This window comes from Polaromonas sp. A23, from assembly GCF_002001015.1.
GTDB lineage: Bacteria > Pseudomonadota > Gammaproteobacteria > Burkholderiales > Burkholderiaceae_C > Polaromonas.
In genome coordinates, this window is sequence record NZ_MUNO01000026.1 from 268,922 (window position 1) to 284,933 (window position 16,012).

Here is a 16,012-nt window from a genome sequence, read left to right on the forward strand (position 1 = left end):
ACAAACCATGACGACCACCCCCCCTGTCAGCGAACGCACGCCCGAACTGCAAACCAAATTGCCCGCCGTCGGCACCACCATTTTCACGGTGATGTCGGCGCTGGCCCTTGAAAAGAATGCTGTCAATCTGGGCCAGGGTTTTCCGGACTTCGAATGCGACCCGAAGCTCGTAGGCGCCGTCACCGACGCGATGAGCCGTGGCCTGAACCAATACCCCCCCATGCCGGGTGTGCCGGTTCTGCGCGAAGCGATCGCCGCCAAGCTGCAGCAATTGCATGGCCGCGCCTACAACGCCAACACCGAGATCACCGTGACCGCAGGGGCTACGCAAGCAATCATCACCGCCATCCTGGCCGTTGTGCATCCCGGCGACGAGGTCATCGTGCTGGAGCCCTGCTACGACAGCTACGTGCCCAACATCGAGCTTGCCGGTGGCGTCGCCGTGCGTGTTCCCCTGACCCCTGGTACCTTCCGACCGGACTTCGACAAGATCTCCGCCGCCATCAGCCGCAAGACCCGCGCGATCATCGTCAACTCGCCGCACAACCCCAGCGCCACGGTGTGGACACGCGAGGACATGCTGCGGTTGCAGGAAATCCTGGCCCCCACCGATGTCCTGTTGATCAGCGACGAGGTGTACGAGCACATGGTGTTTGACGCAGACAAGGGCTGCGAGCACCAGAGCGCCGCGCGCTTTCCAGGCCTCGCGGCACGCGCCTTCATTGTCAGCAGCTTCGGCAAGACTTACCACGTGACCGGCTGGAAAGTCGGCTACGTCGCAGCGCCTGCTTCCCTCACAGCTGAATTCCGGAAGGTGCACCAGTTCAATGTTTTCACCGTCAACACACCTGTGCAGTACGGCCTGGCCACCTACATGGGTGACGCCCGCCCTTACCTGGATCTGCCGGCCTTCTACCAGCGCAAGCGCGACCTGTTCCGCAAGGGGCTGGCCAAGACCCGCTTCAAGCTGTTGCCCAGCGAGGGCAGTTATTTCCAGTGCGTGGACATCTCCGAGGTCAGCGACCTGGGTGAAGCCGACTTCTGCAAATGGCTGACCAGCGAGATCGGCGTGGCAGCCATTCCGCTGTCGGCGTTTTATGGGAACGGTTTCGATCAACGCGTTGTCCGCTTCTGCTTTGCGAAGAAAGACGAGACGCTGAACATGGCTCTGGAACGCCTGGCCAAGCTTTAGCCCGCTATCTTATTGATAGCTATTGGCGCCCAGAAAACAAGGGCCAAGTGCCTGTTTCCCCTCACAGGTTCCGGCTTTACTTCTTTTTCAGCCATCGCGCTGCGCCTTTGGGCCGTCTGGCAGTGGGACGGATACCCTGCGCCGAAGCACCTTTCCTTTCGCCAACTGTAGGAACTCCCTGACGATCCGGCAGCGCGCCCTCCTGCCGTCATCTGCCTGCCAACGGGCAAGAATTCAGACACATAACAAGGAGTTCTTCATGTCGATTTCACTCATTCTGCTCATCATCCTGATCCTGATTCTGGTGGGTGCGTTGCCGACTTGGGGACACAGCCGAAGCTGGGGCTACGGTCCCAGCGGTGGTTTGGGACTGGTCGTCATCATCCTGATCGTCTTGCTGCTGATGGGCCGAATATAGAGCCTCAGAGCATCAGGCAAACCCTCTGAAAAAAAGGACTCGGCCAATGCGGCTCGAGTCCTTTTTCTTTGTGTGAAACGCGCCGTCGTGGTGGCCTGACTGTTCAACTGTTCAACTGGGCCCAAAGCTTGTCCAGCCGCTTGATGCTGACCGGCTGCGGTGTGCGCAGTTCCTGCGCAAAAAAGCTCACACGCAACTCCTCAAGCAGCCAGCGCAATTCCTGCAGCCGTGCATCCATCGCACCCTTGCGCTCTGCCACCAGGCGCCAGTAACGCTGTTCCTGCGGCCGCAGTTCGGCCAGGCGGGCCGCGTCACGCGCCGGGTCAGCACGCCATTTCTCCAGCCGCAAGGTGATGGCCTTGAGGTAGCGCGGAAAGTGCTGCAGCTGGGTGTACGGCGTGGCCGTCAGGAAACGTTTGGGCACCAGGCGCTGCAACTGCTGCGCCGCGTCCGTTGCCGCTTCGGCGGCATTTTTCGTGTCCTTGATCTTGCGCTGGGCCGCAGCAAACTCAATCAGGATGGTGGCCGCCAGCCGCGCAACCTCGCTGGCAATCAGCGTTAGTCGCCCGCGCCCGTCGGCGATGCGTTTCAAAAAATCAGTTTCGTTGGTCGGCAGCGGCTCCAGCAGAAAAGCCCGGTCCAGCGCCACTTCGATGATCTGCTCACGCAGTTCTTCCAGCGTGCCGCCGCCCGAGTTGTCGGCAGCGCGGCCGACCAGCATGTAGGCGGTGGCCATCTTCTGCAGGTCAGGCAGGTTTTTTTCGAGGTACTTGAGCGCATCCTTGATCTGCAGTGCAAAAAGACGCCGCAGTCCGGCGCGGTGTTTGGCAGCGGCCACATCGGGTTCGTCGAACACCTCGATGGTCACCGCGTCGCCCAGGTCGATCAGCGCCGGAAAACCAATCAGCGTCTGTTTGCCCTTGCTGATTTCCATCAGTTCGGGCAGCTCGCCAAAGCTCCAGCTGGTGTAGCGCTCGGGCGTTCGGACCGTGGCTGCTTTCTGGTTTGCTATGCTTTCAGGAGCTGTTTGCGCCCGCCCCTGCTGGGCTGGAGGCCGATTTGACTCTGAAGTATCGATATTTTCAGGCGCCACCCGAGTTTTCAGCCCGGCCAGTGCCTGGAAAGCCCCGCGCGCCTGCGAACCCAGCTCGCCCTTGAGCGCGCCGAGGTTGCGGCCCGTGCCGAGCTGGCGGCCATGTTCATCGACCACGCGGAAGTTCATGAACAGATGCGGCGGCAGCATGTCCAGCTTCATGTCGCCGCGCTTGATGTCCAGCGAAGTGGCATCGCGCACCAGCTTGAGCACGGCATCCGTCAGCGAACCGGCGCCAAACTTCTCAGGCTGCAGCAGCTCCGCCGCCATGCGCGCCGCCGTGTCCGGCAGCGGCACCAGGCGCGAGCGCGGCCGCTGGTGCAGGGTCTTGATCAATGCCTGGATCTTGTCTTTCAGCATGCCGGGCACCAGCCACTCACAGCGTTCTTCATTCACCTGGTTCAGCGCAAACAGCGGCACGTCAATCGTCACGCCGTCCTTGGCATCGCCCGGCTCATGCAAATAAGTCGCCAGGCAGTCGACGCCGCCGAGCCGCAGGGTTTTAGGGAAGGCCTGCGTCGTGATGCCGGCTGCCTCGTGGCGCATCAGCTCTTCACGACTCAGGAGCAGCAACTTCGGCTGCTTTTTGACTTCGTCCTTGTACCAGTGCTCGCAGCCCGCGCCCGTGCAGACGTCCGCCGGGAGTTGCTGGTCGTAGAAGGCGTAAATCAGTTCCTCATCGACCAGCACGTCCTGGCGCCGCGCCTTGTGCTCCAGGTCCTGCACCTGCTCAATCAGCTTGAGGTTGGCCGCCAGGAAAGGCAGCTTGGTGTCCCAGTTGCCGGCCACCAGGGCTTCGCGGATAAAGATCTCGCGCGCCGTCACCGGGTCGATCCGGCCGAAATTGACGCGCCGGCCGTTGTAAATCACCAGGCCATACAGCGTGGCCCGCTCCAGCGCCGTGACCTGCGCGGCCTTCTTTTCCCAGTGCGGGTCCAGCAGCTGCTTCTTCAGCAAATGCCCGGCCACCTGCTCCACCCACTGCGGCTCAATGTTGGCAATGCCGCGGCCAAACAGGCGCGTGGTTTCCACCAGCTCGGCAGCCACAATCCAACGGCCCGGCTTCTTGCTGAGTTTGGCGCCCGGGTGGCGGTAGAACCTGATGCCGCGCGCGCCCAGGTACCAGTCGTCTTCGTCGCTCTTGATACCGAGGTTGCCCAGCAGGCCGCACAGCATCGACAAATGCAGCTGCTCGTAACTGGCCGGCTTGGTATTCAGAACCCATTTCTGTTCCCCGACCACGCTGTGCAGTTGGGAGTGAATGTCGCGCCATTCGCGTACACGCCGGATATTGATGTAGTTCTCGCGCAGCAGGTTTTCGTACTGGCGATTCGTCAGCTTGTGCACCGCATCATGGCCGCCGCGCACATCGCCCAACCACTTCCACAGCTTGAGGTAGCCGCTGAACTCGCTTTTCTCGTCGTCGAACTTGGCGTGCTGCTGGTCGGCCTGGGCCTGCTTGTCCATGGGCCGGTCGCGCACATCCTGCACGCTGAGCGCGCTGGCGATCACCAGCACCTCGTCCAGCGCCTGACGGTCCCTGGCTTCCAGGATCATGCGGCCCACGCGCGGGTCCAGCGGCAGCTTGGCCAGGCTGCGGCCGACGGGGGTGAGTTCGTTGTCGTCGTCCACGGCGCCCAGCTCGGCCAGCAGCTGGTAACCGTCGGCAATCGCGCGGCCCTGCGGCGGCTCGATGAAGGCAAAACTTTCGATGGTGCCCAGGTGCAGCGACTTCATGCGCAGAATCACCGCGGCCAGCGAGCTGCGCAAAATCTCGGGGTCGGTAAAACGCGGGCGGCCCAGGAAGTCCTGCTCGTCGTACAGGCGGATGCAGATGCCGTCAGCCACCCGCCCGCAGCGTCCGGCGCGCTGGTTGGCGGCCGCCTGCGAGATCGGCTCGACCATCAACTGCTCGACCTTGTTGCGAAAGCTGTAGCGCTTGACGCGGGCCGTGCCGGCATCAATCACGTAGCGGATACCCGGCACGGTCAGCGAAGTCTCGGCCACATTGGTGGCCAGCACAATGCGCCGGCCGGTGTGGCCGTCGAAAATGCGGTCCTGCTCGGCCTGGCTCAAACGCGCAAACAGCGGCAACACTTCGGCATTGCGAAACAGCGGCTGGTGCGCCAAGTGTTTGCGCAGGTGGTCGGCCGCCTCACGGATTTCGCGCTCACCCGGCAAAAATATCAGGATGTCGCCGGCGCTGTGCGGATTGCGCCAGAGTTCGTCCACGCCATCGGCGATCGCATCGTTGAGGTCGTAGTCGCGCGACTCCTCGTAGGGCCGGTAACGCTGCTCAACCGGAAACATGCGCCCCGAAACCATGATGACCGGCGCCGGCCCCTTGCTTGAAGCAAAGTAGTCGGCAAATCGCTGCGCATCAATCGTCGCCGAGGTAATGACCACTTTCAGGTCCGGCCTGCGCGGCAGCAGCTGGCGCAGATAGCCCAGCAGAAAGTCAATGTTCAGGCTGCGCTCGTGCGCCTCATCGATGATGATGGTGTCGTAGGCCTTGAGCAGCGGATCGGTCTGCGTTTCGGCCAGCAAAATGCCGTCGGTCATCAGCTTGACCGAGGCGTCGCGGCTTAGTCTGTCCTGGAAACGCACCTTGTAGCCGACCACATCGCCCAGCGGCGTCTTCAATTCATCGGCAATGCGCTTGGCCACACTGGAGGCCGCAATGCGGCGCGGCTGGGTGTGGCCTATGAGTTTGCCCTGGCCTTGCGGATAATTGAGCTTGCCGCGGCCCATCGCCAGCGCAATCTTGGGCAACTGCGTGGTTTTGCCCGAGCCGGTTTCACCGCAGACGATGATGACCTGATGCGCTTCGATGGCAGCCGTGATCTCCTCGCGCTTGCCGGAAACGGGCAAGGACTCGGGGAAATCAATCTGCAATGAAACAGGAGGCACAGACAAAGGAAAAGGAGGCGAGGACACGGAATGAGGTTTCAAAGCCTCTGATTATCGACGCGGAAGGAACGGCGGCACCCAAACGCCAAAGCGCAAGCGCTCAAGCGGTTTCCGGCACCGGCAGTTCGACCGCTTCGCCGCTGGCGTTGTCAAACCAGGCCACCCGGCTCGCATAGGTCATGGCAGTGCGCGACATGGCCTTGCAGGCGGCCAACACGCCAGAGGCCTTGGCCGCCGGGTCGGACACCCACTGCACGCCGATGCCGATTTCGGCCTGCCAGCGGGTCTGCTCGCTCTCACGGCGGGACGCCTCCAGAACAGTGTTGAGCGTCACCGGCTTCGACAGACGAGCCCCGAGCCGATGCGCAAGACGGATCAACTGGCCGCTGTCGCTGCAGTTGCGGATGAGGAGCACAAAGCCGTCTTCGGAAAATCGCCCGGTCTCTACGTTGGCGGCCACCGAACGCTGAAGACGACCGGCACAGACGTAAAGCGCGTGATTGACCGCGGCGGTGCCATGCAGGCGCTCCAGCGTGTACAGGTTGCCTATGCTCACGACCATCACGCCCACAGACCGGGTTGGACGGCGCAAGGTTTCGCCCATCACGTCCGGGCCTGTTTCTTCGGCACCGTCAGGATCCCGTGCAGGCGGCGCTTCCTGTTCAGGCAACTCATCCCGTCGGCGCCGGAAAATATCACCTAACAACTGCCCTGTTTCGGTATGCGACCGCATGCGTGTGACCGGGTCATAACTGGGCCCAAGCGACATGACCTGATTCAGCTCGATCAGATAGGAATAGCGAGCCCAGAGAGCCGCCGCCATGGTGACGAGATAGGCCGTTCCAGAAAGCGCACTGACCGCATGCACCTGCCACGGCGCCTGGCCGCGCGCCAGGGCAATCCAGCCCAGACCGATCATGGCGATCAGCATGAAAAACACGCCGGACACCGCAGTCCAGGCCAGGCGATCCCCGCGATAGACACTGCGAAGCGACATACCCAATGCCAAAAGGCCCAGGGACCAGGCCACGCCCATGCCAAGCGCCAGGGACTGCTGCGGCGACAAGGCCCAGCTCACACCCATGCCACCCAGGGTCAAGGCAATCATCGCAAGCCTCGTACGAAACCGCGCCTTGCGCCCTTCCAGCAAACCCAGAATGGAAAACAGAAGATAGGCCAGAAAAGCCGCTACCAGCATGGCAATGTGCGTCAACACGCGCGCCAGCACGCCTTCATCTTCGATCGGGAGGCCGCCGAGAAAAGCGACCACAAAAAAACTGGATGCCGTGGCCGACAGGGCGGCGTTCAGAGAGATTCGATGAAGCGAACGGGCAAATGCCAACCCGGAGCCAGCCAGCATCAGGGCCGTCATGCCGAAATAGCACCCCCAGAAGCCGAACGCGAGTTTGTCCATGAATGGGCGGATTATCGGACGGAAAGGCCTCTTTCGCACCCGAGGCAACCCCTGCGCCGAGGCTCCGTCTGCCCCACTCCTCCCTTACACTCATCGCCATCGCCCGGAAAGCTGTGGCTTGTGCCCGGCTTTTCCGTTTTGCCGTCCTGTTGTTGACCCATCCGACCCCGAAAGCGCGCACATGTCCGCCGTCTTCAATTTCACCTTCGTCCCCTGGTTCCGTTCGGTGGCGCCCTATATCCACCTGCACCGCGGCAAGACCTTTGTGGTCGGCATCGCTGGCGAGGCCATCGCCGCCGGCAAGCTGCAGCATCTGGCGCAAGACCTGGCGCTGATCCAGAGCATGGGCGTGAAGATTGTTCTGGTGCACGGTTTTCGCCCGCAGGTCAACGAGCAACTGGCCGCCAAGGGCCACGAGGCCAAATATTCGCACGGCATGCGCATCACCGATTCGGTGGCGCTCGACTGCGCGCAGGAAGCCGCCGGCCAGCTGCGTTACGAGATTGAAGCCGCCTTCAGCCAGGGCCTGCCCAACACCCCCATGGCCGGCTCCACGGTGCGCGTCATCTCGGGCAATTTCATCACCGCCCGGCCGGTCGGCATTGTCGATGGCGTGGACTTCAAACACTCAGGCCTGGTGCGCAAGGTCGACACCAAAGGCATCCTGCGCACGCTGGACTTCGGCGCCATGGTGCTGCTCTCGCCTTTCGGTTTTTCGCCAACCGGCGAGGCCTTCAACCTGACCATGGAAGAAGTCGCCACCAGCGTAGCCATTGAACTGCAGGCCGACAAGCTGATTTTCATCACCGAAATTCCCGGCATCCGCATCAACCCCGGTGAGCCCGAGAGTGAAGACAATCCGATCGACACCGAACTTCCGCTGGCGACGGCCGAAAAACTGCTCGCGCAACTGCCCAATGCCACCCAGCCGACCGACACCGCCTTCTACCTCCAGCATTGCGTGAAGGCCTGCAAGGCCGGCGTGGAGCGCAGCCACATCCTGCCGTTTGCGGTGGACGGTTCCCTGCTGCTGGAAATCTATGTGCATGACGGCATAGGCACCATGGTCATTGACGAAAAACTCGAAAGCCTGCGCGAAGCCACCGCCGATGATGTGGGCGGCATTCTGCAGCTGATCGAGCCTTTTGAAAAAGACGGCACGCTGGTCAAGCGAGACCGCACCGAAATTGAACGTGACGCCGACCTCTACACCGTGATCGAGCACGACGGCGTCATCTTCGGCTGCGCCGCGCTTTACCCCTACCCCGAAGCCAAAACCGCCGAGATGGCCGCACTCACCGTGTCGCCGCAAACCCAGAGCCAGGGCGACGGCGAACGCATTCTCAAGCGCGTCGAGCAGCGCGCCAAACTGATGGGCCTGGACAGCATTTTTGTGCTGACCACCCGCACCATGCACTGGTTCATCAAGCGCGGCTTTGTGCAGGTGGACCCCGAATGGCTGCCCGAAGCACGCAAGCGCAAATACAACCTGAACCGCAAAAGCCAGGTGCTGGTCAAAAAACTGAGCTGAATGTGGATGGGAGCAGGCTTCAGCCCGGCTCTGCCCCGGCAGGTCTGAAGATCGCGAAGCTGCCGCTGGCCCTGGCCACCAGAACATCGTCGACATACACCGAAGACTCCATGTTGGCGACACGTCTTCCCTTGTTCACGACCTCGCTAAGGCACACCAGTTGCCCACCCAGGACGGGCTTGAAATAGTTGATCTTGATCTCGATCGTTGCGCAAAGCTCCCCGGGCTCCAGCGTCGGGTAAAGCGCGGCACCCATGCCTGTATCGGCCAGCGTGAATGTCACGCCGCCATGCACACGCCCCGTCGAGTTGCGGTGAAAGGCCGCGACCTCCAGCGTGGAGCGGCTGCGCCCGCCGGCCTGCGCCTCGATCTGCATGCCGACGTGTTCAACAAAACGAAGTTTCACGCTCTCCATCGGTGACAAACCTCAGGCCGGGCGCCGGGCCAGCAAAGCCCATACGCCGGCGGCCGCGAGCAGCGAGCCTCCCGCGATGTTGAAACGCCGTTGCGCACGTGGCGAAGCCAGCAGCTTGCGCGCCGAGCCGGCAAACACCGCGTACAAGGTGGCATTGAGTGTGGCCAGCAGCACAAAGGTGACGGCAAGAACCCACAGCTGCTGCGTCAACCCGGCGTCCGGTGTGATGAATTGCGGCAAAAAGGCCACGAAGAAAACAATGCCCTTGGGATTAAGCGCCGTGACCAGCCAGGTGTGGGCAAACAGCTTCCAGCGCGAGCCCGGCGCCGCCGGCGTGGCCAGCTCTGCGGGCGAGATGCCCGCGCGCAGCAGCTTGATGCCCAGGTAAAGCAGGTAAAGGCCGCCAGCCCATTTGACCACCGTGAACCAGAACGCCGAAGTGGCCAGCAGCGCCCCCAGGCCGAGCAACGACAACAATAAAGCCGTCGAGTCACCGAGTGCGACCGCCGCCACCAGCGGCACATTGGCACGCCGGCCATGCGCCATCGAATAGCTGATCACAGTGAGGATGGTCGGGCCCGGAATGATGAGCAGAACCACCGATGCGGCCACAAAGGCCAGCCAGACTTCGAGGGACACGGAAATTCTCCTTAAAGGGTTGGGCAGGTTTTCAATCGCATGTTACGGCTTGCCGGGGCGCCGGTCAGTTGGTCAGTTGGTCAGTTGGAGACCTGCCCATATTTCCTCCGCAAACGTGCATGGCGATGCCGGAAGACAAGTCTGTAGACGGGCATTAGCAAGGCAGTCAGCAGCGGCACGCGCCCCACCACCGAAATATGGTCAATCACCCGGCAGCCTCCCGCTGCAGGAAGCAGCTTTCGTTCATGGTTCCATTCGCGGTTCAGCCACGAGGAAGAATTTTCCTGGAAACCCTCGCCGGCATCGATGTGTTTCAGGCGAAACGAGTGCAGATCGACCGGCAGCACACCCAGCAACAACACCCAGCTCCTGAACAGGAGGCGACCAGACTCCCAGCGCTCCGGTGGGTAGTCCCGCCACGCCAGGGGTGCGGTCATCCTGACAAGTGGCCATAGTTCCCAGTTCACGGAATTCATGAACGTCGATGCCCACAGCGTCGAAGGCGAAACATTGAGCGTTGAGTCAATCGTGAATTCTTCTTGCATGTCAGGTTTTACAAACAGGAAGGAGGAAGGGTGAAGGGCAACGCCGGCGTTTGCCGCGTACGCAGCCCAGCCTGTGGGTGTTGTTCACGCACGATTTTCAGCCCGCGGCTAGCCTGCATTTTTATAGGTATCCGCTCCGTGCGGAGCCGCAGCAAATTCTTTCAGCTTCTCCGCCTTTGCAGAAAACGCCTGCAATGCGGGAAACGCAGCTGCCGGAACAACTTCCGACAACATCATCTGTGTGAAATGCCACGCCACCGCCACAGACACGCCGCCCTGGTCGATGGTCAGGCTTTCATGTGCCAGGGGTTTGAGCCGGCACTCGGACTCCAGCGCGTCATAGGCGGCCAGCAACTGCCCCGTAACCCGCGACAACCAGGGCGCATGTTGCTTGTCAGCGGGCCGCAGGTCCCGCTCGTAAATGATCTGGACACTTTTTTCGCATGCGGCCAGGGCCAGGCCGGTCAGTCGCAGGATGTGCTGGCGCTCCGCCGCCTTTTCCCTCACTAGGGATTTACCGGGAGCAGCCAGGCTCTCGGCGTAGTCAATGATCAAGGTGGAATCCATCAGCACCGTGCCGTCGTCACACACCAGGGAAGGAGCCTTGACGACTGGATTGATTTCCCGGAACTGCTCGAAGGTCCGGAAAACCGAGATCGACCGGTGCTCAAAAGGCAGCCCCAGCAATTGAAGAGACACCGCAACCCGGCGAACGTAAGGCGAGTCGAGCATTCCGATAAGTTGCATGAATTCCCTTGTGATTCCTGTTGAACGAATTATTGTTGGGCGGCCATTTTTGCTATTTTTTCCAATAGCGCTTCACGCCGCGCCAAGCTGGCGGCCGGCCAGTAAATCTTGCGGTCGTAATACGCCGGCACGGCCGGCGTGCCTTCCGGCAACACCACCCAGGGCTGTTTTGACGCGGTGAAAATGTGGATATTGGGCGGCAGGTGATCAGGCTCGTCCAGCGTGCCAACACGCACAAAACGAACGGAAGGCCCGGCGCCTGAATAGTTGCTCCACAGAGCCACCCGGCATTGCGGGCAGCGCGCAATCTTCTGGCCCTTGCCGCTGGCCGAGGGCGTGTCCACCACCTCCGGCGCACCGGCCAGCAAGGTGACCCGGTCCGCTTCGATCATCGCGTTCAGCGCAAACGACGCGCCACTTTCACGCTGGCACCAACGGCAGTGGCAGCAATGCACAAAAAGCGGGGCAGATTCCAGCTGGTAGCGAACCGTGCGGCAATCGCAGCCTCCTTGCAGTGGGTAAACATTCGGGGCCGGCATGACTGCGCTTCAGGCGGCGGCAATCTGGCGCAAGGCCTGTTCAAACACTTCGGGAGGCTGGCCGCCCGAGATCAGGTGCTTGTCGTTGATGATGATGGCCGGCACCGAGTGAATGCCTTGCTGCAGGTAAAACTGCTCGCGCTCACGCACCGCGTCGGCGTATTCGCCGGAAGCCAGGATTTCTGCCGCACGCACCGCATCCAGGCCGACCTCGCCGGCCACGCGGGCCAGCACCTCGTGCGAGCCCGGGTTTTCGCCGTCGGTGAAATAGGCCTTGAACAGGGCCTGCTTGAGCGCGAGCTGGCGCCCCTCCTCCTCGGCCCAGTGCAGCAGGCGGTGCGCGTCGAAGGTGTTGTAGACGCGGTTGCGCGCGCCCACGGTGAAGGTAAAGCCCAGTTCCTGCCCGCGTGCGCGGATCATTTCGCGGTTGCGCGCCAGCTGCTCGGGCGTGGAGCCATATTTTTCAGCGAGGTGTTCGCCAACGTCCTGGCCCTCGGCCGGCATCTGCGGGTTCAATTCGAACGGCTGAAAATGAAGCTCGGTCTGCACCTGGCCGGCAACGCGGCCTATTGCTTCCTCCAACGACTTGAGGCCAATGGCGCACCAAGGGCAGGACACATCGGAGACGAAGTCGATTTTCATTTTTGCCGGTGCGGGGGAGTTCATGCGTATGTCCTTGACAGAGAGGTAGGAATTCAGGATCAATGGTAATGACTATCGAGCAACCCCGCCCGCCGCCGGGCCAACTGGCTTCTCGTTCATCTCGGTGAAAAATGTTTCAGAATACGTCCTGGCTGCCCCGCCGGGGCCTTCTACGTTTCTTCGTGTTTGCAACCAGGACACCCCATGCTCCAACTCCGCCCCAACTGCGAATGCTGCAACAAGGACTTGCCCAACGAGTCACCCGAGGCGCGTATCTGCACCTTTGAATGCACTTTCTGCAGCGATTGCGCCACCGGCAAACTCAACGGGATTTGCCCCAACTGTGGTGGTGAACTGGTAGCCCGGCCACGCCGGCCCGCCGGGAAACTTCTCAAGTACCCGGCGTCCACTGAACGGGTATTCAAACCTGCCGGTTGTGGAGCTGCGTCATGACCGCCACCACCCTGCTTCTTTTTTCTCTGGTAGCGCTGGCGGTCATCGCCACGCCCGGGCCCACCGTGCTGCTGGCCCTGGTCAATGGTTCCCACTATGGCGTGCGCCGCTCGGTGCCCGGCATGCTGGGGGCAGTTGTGTCGGACTTTGTGCTCGTCGGCGCGGTGGCGCTGGGTCTGGGTGCACTGCTGGCAGCATCGGAGTTCTGGTTTTCGGTGCTGAAGTGGGTGGGCGCGATTTACCTCGCCTGGCTGGGCTTGCGCATGTTGCGTTCGCGCGGCGGGTTTGAGCTGCCGGCAGATGGCACGGCGAAGACCCAGCATGGCGGCCGGGCGATTTTCATGAAGTCTTTCCTGGTGGCCGCGACCAACCCCAAGGGTTACCTGTTCTGCTCGGCCCTGCTGCCGCAGTTCATTGACCCGGTGGCCGCGCAAACGCCGCAGTACCTCACGATCGCCATTGTTTTCGCCTCGCTGGACTTCAGCGTCATGCTGGCGTATTCATTTGTGGGCGCACGCGCCATTCGCCTGCTCAAGGCATCGGCCACCCGGTGGCTGGACCGTGCGTGCGGCGGCGCGTTGCTGGCACTGGCCGGTTCGCTGGCGTTTTACCGCCGCGCCAATTCATGAACGCATAAAAATGCATTTACTGCTTGAGTTTTTCAAGCAGGAAGTCGATGAACAAGCGCACCCGCAAGGGCACGTGCCGCCCGTGCGGGTACAGCAGTGAAAACGGCCGTGACCGCCCCGCAAAAGGCTGCAACACCTCTTGCAGCCGGCCCTGGCGCAAGTCTTCCTCGACGATAAAACGGTAAGTCTGCAGCAGGCCCGCGCCATGCCGGGCCAGCGTCACCCCGCCCAACAGGTCTTCCGAGCAGCAGTAACCACCGCTGGTAGCCACATCCAGCTCCTTGCCCGCATGGCTGAACAGCCACGGGATTTTCTGCCCGCTGCTGGGCAACAAAAACTGGATGCAGTCATGCTGCTGCAAAGCCTCCAGCGAGGCCGGCGTTCCCGCCTGCTGCAGGTACGAAGGCGCGGCCACCACCACCAAAGCGGCATCTTCAAGCTTGCGCGCGACCAAGCCGGAGTCGGGCTGTGCACGCCCGCGTATGGCCAGGTCGTAGCCCTCGTCGGCAAAGTTGACATTGCGGTTGCTCAGGTTGACCTCGACCTGCACCGCCGGATAAAGGGCGCGAAAAGCAGGCAGCAGAGGCAGCACGCGGTAATGCCCATACGGCGTTGGGAGGCTGATGCGCAGCACACCGGCGGGTACCAATTGCTGGCCTGTGGCTTCGCGCTCGGCCTCCACCAGTTGTCCCAGGGCCTGCCGCACCTGTTCAAAGTAAGCGCGGCCGGCTTCGGTCAGCCGTATCTGCCGCGTCGTGCGCGTGAAAAGCCGCACGCCCAGTCTCTCCTCCAGACGCGACACCGAGCGGCTCACGGCAGCGGGCGTGAGGCCGGCACTTGTTGCCGCCGCCGTGAAGCTGCAGAGCTCTGCCGCAAGGCAAAAAAGCTCAATGCTTCCCAGCTGAAGATCATCGAATTGACGGGTCATGGTTTTTGATTTTCTGTGGATTATCTATTACGCCATGTAACTTATGAAGTTCATCAACCTGTATTTATCTCGCCAAACATCATCAATAGCATGAGGCCTTCCCAACTCAACTTGTTCAAGGAACCCCATGAAACTGTTTTTTTCACCTGGCGCCTGCTCACTGGCGCCCCACATCGTTCTGAAAGAAACGCAGCAGGCGTTCAAGCTTGAAAAAGTTGACACGGCCACCCACACCACCGCAGGCGGCGCCGACTACTACGCCATCAACCCCAAGGGAGCCGTACCCGTGCTGGAGCTTGAAAACGGCGAGCGCCTGACCGAAGGCCCCATCATTGCGCAATACATTGCCGACAAGGCAGCCCGCGCCGACTTGCTCCCGGCCGCCGGCAGCATGGAGCGCTACCGCGTGATGGAGTGGCAGAACTACATCACCTCGGAGCTGCACAAAACCTTCACGCCACTGTTCAACCCGGATCTGGACAGCAGCGCCAAGAAAACCCTGGCCAGCGTCCTGCGCAAAAAATACGAATGGGTCAACACCCAGCTGCAGTCCAAAGACTATTTGCTCGGCCAGTCTTTCACCGTGGCCGATGCCTATTTGTTTGCGGTGACGGGTTGGGCCAAATATGTGTCGCTGGACTTGGCGGACCTGAAGCACCTGCAGGATTTCCTGGCGCGCGTAGCCGGTCGGCCCGCGGTGCGCGAGGCCCTGAAGGCCGAAGGACTGCTGGCATGAGCCGCTGGAAAACCACGGCCCTGACCCAAAGGCTGGGCCTGGCGGCGCCTATTGTGCAAGGCCCCTTCGGAGGCGGCCTCTCTTCCGTGGCGCTGACCGCGGCGGTCTGCGAAAGCGGTGGCCTGGGCTCGTTCGGGGTGCATCACCTGACAGGCGCGCAAATTGAAGAGACGGCGCAGGCCATACGCCTCAAAACAAAACGGCCTTTCGCATTGAACCTGTGGGTGCCGCATGAAAACAGCGAGGACCCGCCACTCACAGACCCGCAGTTCGAGCAGCACCTGTCACTGCTCGCCCCCTACTTCAAGGAGCTCGGCGAACCGCTGCCGACCCGGCCCGAGCGTTTCAGCCCGCGCTACGAAGATCAGGTGGCAGGCTTGCTGGCGGCCCGACCCGCCGTGTTCAGTTTTGTTTTCGGCATTCCGTCGCCGGACATCCTGCGCCAATGCAAGGCGCTTGATATCGTGACTGTGGGCGCCGCCACAACGCCTGAAGAGGCGATGGCGCTCGACAGCGCCGGCGTCGACATGGTGGTGGCAACAGGCTTTGAGGCCGGCGGGCACCGCGTGTCTTTTCTGCGCCCGCCCGAAAACTCGCTCACCGGTACGCTCGCGTTAATCCCCCAAGTGGTCGATGCGATCAAGGCGCCGGTCATTGCCGCGGGCGGCATTGCGGACGGGCGCGGCATTGCAGCCGCCCTGGCGTTGGGCGCTCAGGGGGTGCAGATCGGCACGGCTTTCCTGGCCTGCGTCGAGTCATCGGCCAGCGACATCCACCGCCAAAAATTGTTCAGCCCTGACGCCAGATACACCGCCCTCACCCGCGCCTTCAGCGGGCGCCTGGCGCGCGGCATTGAAAACCGCTTCATGAACGAGCTGAAAGCACATGAGGGTGGTATTGCGCCCTACCCGGTCCAGAACTGGCTGACAGGCCAGCTGAAACCAGCGGCCATTGCCCAGGGCAGAACAGACTTGATGTCGCTCTGGTCCGGTCAGGCTGCACCGCTGCTCAGGCACCGGGACGCGCGCTCGCTGATGCAGGCGCTGCAGCAGCAAACCGACGACGCGCTCAGGCGGGTTGCCGGGTCAGTCTGCCCCTCAAATAGGACTTGTCTGATGACAACGCATGGCGATAGATTTACTGTAGAGGCCTAACTGGGGGTGCCTCTATGGAGGTACCTG

The 16,012-nt window shown here is 61.9% G+C and carries 16 protein-coding genes; 7 read left to right on the plus strand and 9 right to left on the minus strand.

From position 1 onward, the window contains the following. Positions 1–7: 7 nt before the first annotated feature. On the plus strand, positions 8–1,192 hold the full coding sequence (locus tag B0B52_RS14750; protein WP_077594409.1) for a pyridoxal phosphate-dependent aminotransferase: 1,185 nt from the start codon (positions 8–10) through the stop codon (positions 1,190–1,192). Between the two features lie 259 nt (positions 1,193–1,451). Further along, complete coding sequence (locus B0B52_RS14755) at positions 1,452–1,610, plus strand: DUF3309 family protein (RefSeq protein WP_077594410.1); 159 nt, start codon at positions 1,452–1,454, stop codon at positions 1,608–1,610. Between the two features lie 103 nt (positions 1,611–1,713). Here B0B52_RS14755 and hrpA read toward each other — a convergent pair whose 3' ends face one another. Together hrpA and B0B52_RS14765 are read right to left on the minus strand one after the other, a co-directional pair. Further along, positions 1,714–5,640, minus strand: coding sequence for an ATP-dependent RNA helicase HrpA (gene hrpA / locus B0B52_RS14760; RefSeq protein ID WP_254425718.1), 3,927 nt, complete (start codon positions 5,638–5,640; stop codon positions 1,714–1,716). Positions 5,641–5,713: 73 nt separating this feature from the next. Beyond that, positions 5,714–7,027: a diguanylate cyclase domain-containing protein gene (locus tag B0B52_RS14765; protein ID WP_139351952.1), complete on the minus strand. Its 1,314-nt coding sequence runs from the start codon at positions 7,025–7,027 to the stop codon at positions 5,714–5,716. 181 nt (positions 7,028–7,208) lie between these two features. Between B0B52_RS14765 and argA the strand changes: the two genes are divergently transcribed. Next, positions 7,209–8,558, plus strand: a complete 1,350-nt coding sequence (gene argA, locus B0B52_RS14770; RefSeq protein ID WP_077594411.1) for an amino-acid N-acetyltransferase — start codon at positions 7,209–7,211, stop codon at positions 8,556–8,558. A 19-nt stretch (positions 8,559–8,577) separates the two neighbouring features. On the opposite strand, the gene B0B52_RS14775 is transcribed toward argA, so the two are convergent. The 6 genes from B0B52_RS14775 to B0B52_RS14800 form a co-directional block, all read right to left on the minus strand. Then, positions 8,578–8,964 carry a PaaI family thioesterase gene (locus B0B52_RS14775; protein ID WP_168173553.1) on the minus strand — a complete coding sequence of 129 codons (387 nt, stop codon included), beginning with the start codon at positions 8,962–8,964 and terminating at the stop codon, positions 8,578–8,580. A gap of 21 nt (positions 8,965–8,985) precedes the next feature. Further along, positions 8,986–9,612, minus strand: a complete 627-nt coding sequence (locus B0B52_RS14780; protein WP_077594413.1) for a LysE family translocator — start codon at positions 9,610–9,612, stop codon at positions 8,986–8,988. An 80-nt stretch (positions 9,613–9,692) separates the two neighbouring features. Next, on the minus strand, positions 9,693–10,157 hold the full coding sequence (locus B0B52_RS14785; RefSeq protein WP_139351953.1) for a hypothetical protein: 465 nt from the start codon (positions 10,155–10,157) through the stop codon (positions 9,693–9,695). Between the two features lie 108 nt (positions 10,158–10,265). After that, entirely contained in the window at positions 10,266–10,904 is a 639-nt protein-coding gene (locus tag B0B52_RS14790; RefSeq protein WP_077594415.1) for a glutathione S-transferase, read from the minus strand. 29 nt (positions 10,905–10,933) lie between these two features. After that, positions 10,934–11,443: a GFA family protein gene (locus tag B0B52_RS14795; RefSeq protein WP_077594416.1), complete on the minus strand. Its 510-nt coding sequence runs from the start codon at positions 11,441–11,443 to the stop codon at positions 10,934–10,936. Positions 11,444–11,452: 9 nt separating this feature from the next. Next, positions 11,453–12,109 (minus strand): DsbA family oxidoreductase, encoded by a 657-nt coding sequence (locus B0B52_RS14800; RefSeq protein ID WP_077594417.1) that lies wholly within the window; start codon positions 12,107–12,109, stop codon positions 11,453–11,455. Positions 12,110–12,289: 180 nt separating this feature from the next. Here B0B52_RS14800 and B0B52_RS14805 point away from each other — a divergent pair, with 180 nt between their 5' ends. Together B0B52_RS14805 and B0B52_RS14810 are read left to right on the plus strand one after the other, a co-directional pair. After that, positions 12,290–12,538 carry a DUF1272 domain-containing protein gene (locus B0B52_RS14805; protein ID WP_077594418.1) on the plus strand — a complete coding sequence of 83 codons (249 nt, stop codon included), beginning with the start codon at positions 12,290–12,292 and terminating at the stop codon, positions 12,536–12,538. Beyond that, positions 12,535–13,167: a LysE family translocator gene (locus B0B52_RS14810; protein WP_077594419.1), complete on the plus strand. Its 633-nt coding sequence runs from the start codon at positions 12,535–12,537 to the stop codon at positions 13,165–13,167. Before B0B52_RS14805 ends, B0B52_RS14810 begins: the two co-directional genes overlap by 4 nt. A 16-nt stretch (positions 13,168–13,183) precedes the next feature. Here the strand turns inward: B0B52_RS14810 and B0B52_RS14815 are convergent, their stop codons facing one another. Further along, on the minus strand, positions 13,184–14,095 hold the full coding sequence (locus B0B52_RS14815; protein ID WP_077594420.1) for a LysR family transcriptional regulator: 912 nt from the start codon (positions 14,093–14,095) through the stop codon (positions 13,184–13,186). Positions 14,096–14,222: 127 nt separating this feature from the next. Here B0B52_RS14815 and gstA point away from each other — a divergent pair, with 127 nt between their 5' ends. Together gstA and B0B52_RS14825 are read left to right on the plus strand one after the other, a co-directional pair. Next, on the plus strand, positions 14,223–14,831 hold the full coding sequence (gstA, locus tag B0B52_RS14820; RefSeq protein ID WP_077594421.1) for a glutathione transferase GstA: 609 nt from the start codon (positions 14,223–14,225) through the stop codon (positions 14,829–14,831). Further along, positions 14,828–15,985 carry a nitronate monooxygenase family protein gene (locus B0B52_RS14825; protein ID WP_077594422.1) on the plus strand — a complete coding sequence of 386 codons (1,158 nt, stop codon included), beginning with the start codon at positions 14,828–14,830 and terminating at the stop codon, positions 15,983–15,985. Before gstA ends, B0B52_RS14825 begins: the two co-directional genes overlap by 4 nt. Positions 15,986–16,012: the final 27 nt, after the last annotated feature.

Excerpts from the sequence above, each read along its gene's own strand:
- B0B52_RS14750 (WP_077594409.1), top strand. The coding sequence starts at position 8 with ATGACGACCACCCCCCCTGTCAGCGAACGCACGCCCGAACTGCAAACC.
- B0B52_RS14755 (WP_077594410.1), top strand. The coding sequence starts at position 1,452 with ATGTCGATTTCACTCATTCTGCTCATCATCCTGATCCTGATTCTGGTG.
- B0B52_RS14765 (WP_139351952.1), bottom strand. The coding sequence starts at position 7,027 with ATGGACAAACTCGCGTTCGGCTTCTGGGGGTGCTATTTCGGCATGACG.
- argA (WP_077594411.1), top strand. The coding sequence starts at position 7,209 with ATGTCCGCCGTCTTCAATTTCACCTTCGTCCCCTGGTTCCGTTCGGTG.
- B0B52_RS14785 (WP_139351953.1), bottom strand. The coding sequence starts at position 10,157 with ATGCAAGAAGAATTCACGATTGACTCAACGCTCAATGTTTCGCCTTCG.
- B0B52_RS14790 (WP_077594415.1), bottom strand. The coding sequence starts at position 10,904 with ATGCAACTTATCGGAATGCTCGACTCGCCTTACGTTCGCCGGGTTGCG.
- B0B52_RS14795 (WP_077594416.1), bottom strand. The coding sequence starts at position 11,443 with ATGCCGGCCCCGAATGTTTACCCACTGCAAGGAGGCTGCGATTGCCGC.
- B0B52_RS14800 (WP_077594417.1), bottom strand. The coding sequence starts at position 12,109 with ATGAACTCCCCCGCACCGGCAAAAATGAAAATCGACTTCGTCTCCGAT.
- B0B52_RS14805 (WP_077594418.1), top strand. The coding sequence starts at position 12,290 with ATGCTCCAACTCCGCCCCAACTGCGAATGCTGCAACAAGGACTTGCCC.
- B0B52_RS14810 (WP_077594419.1), top strand. The coding sequence starts at position 12,535 with ATGACCGCCACCACCCTGCTTCTTTTTTCTCTGGTAGCGCTGGCGGTC.
- B0B52_RS14815 (WP_077594420.1), bottom strand. The coding sequence starts at position 14,095 with ATGACCCGTCAATTCGATGATCTTCAGCTGGGAAGCATTGAGCTTTTT.
- gstA (WP_077594421.1), top strand. The coding sequence starts at position 14,223 with ATGAAACTGTTTTTTTCACCTGGCGCCTGCTCACTGGCGCCCCACATC.
- B0B52_RS14825 (WP_077594422.1), top strand. The coding sequence starts at position 14,828 with ATGAGCCGCTGGAAAACCACGGCCCTGACCCAAAGGCTGGGCCTGGCG.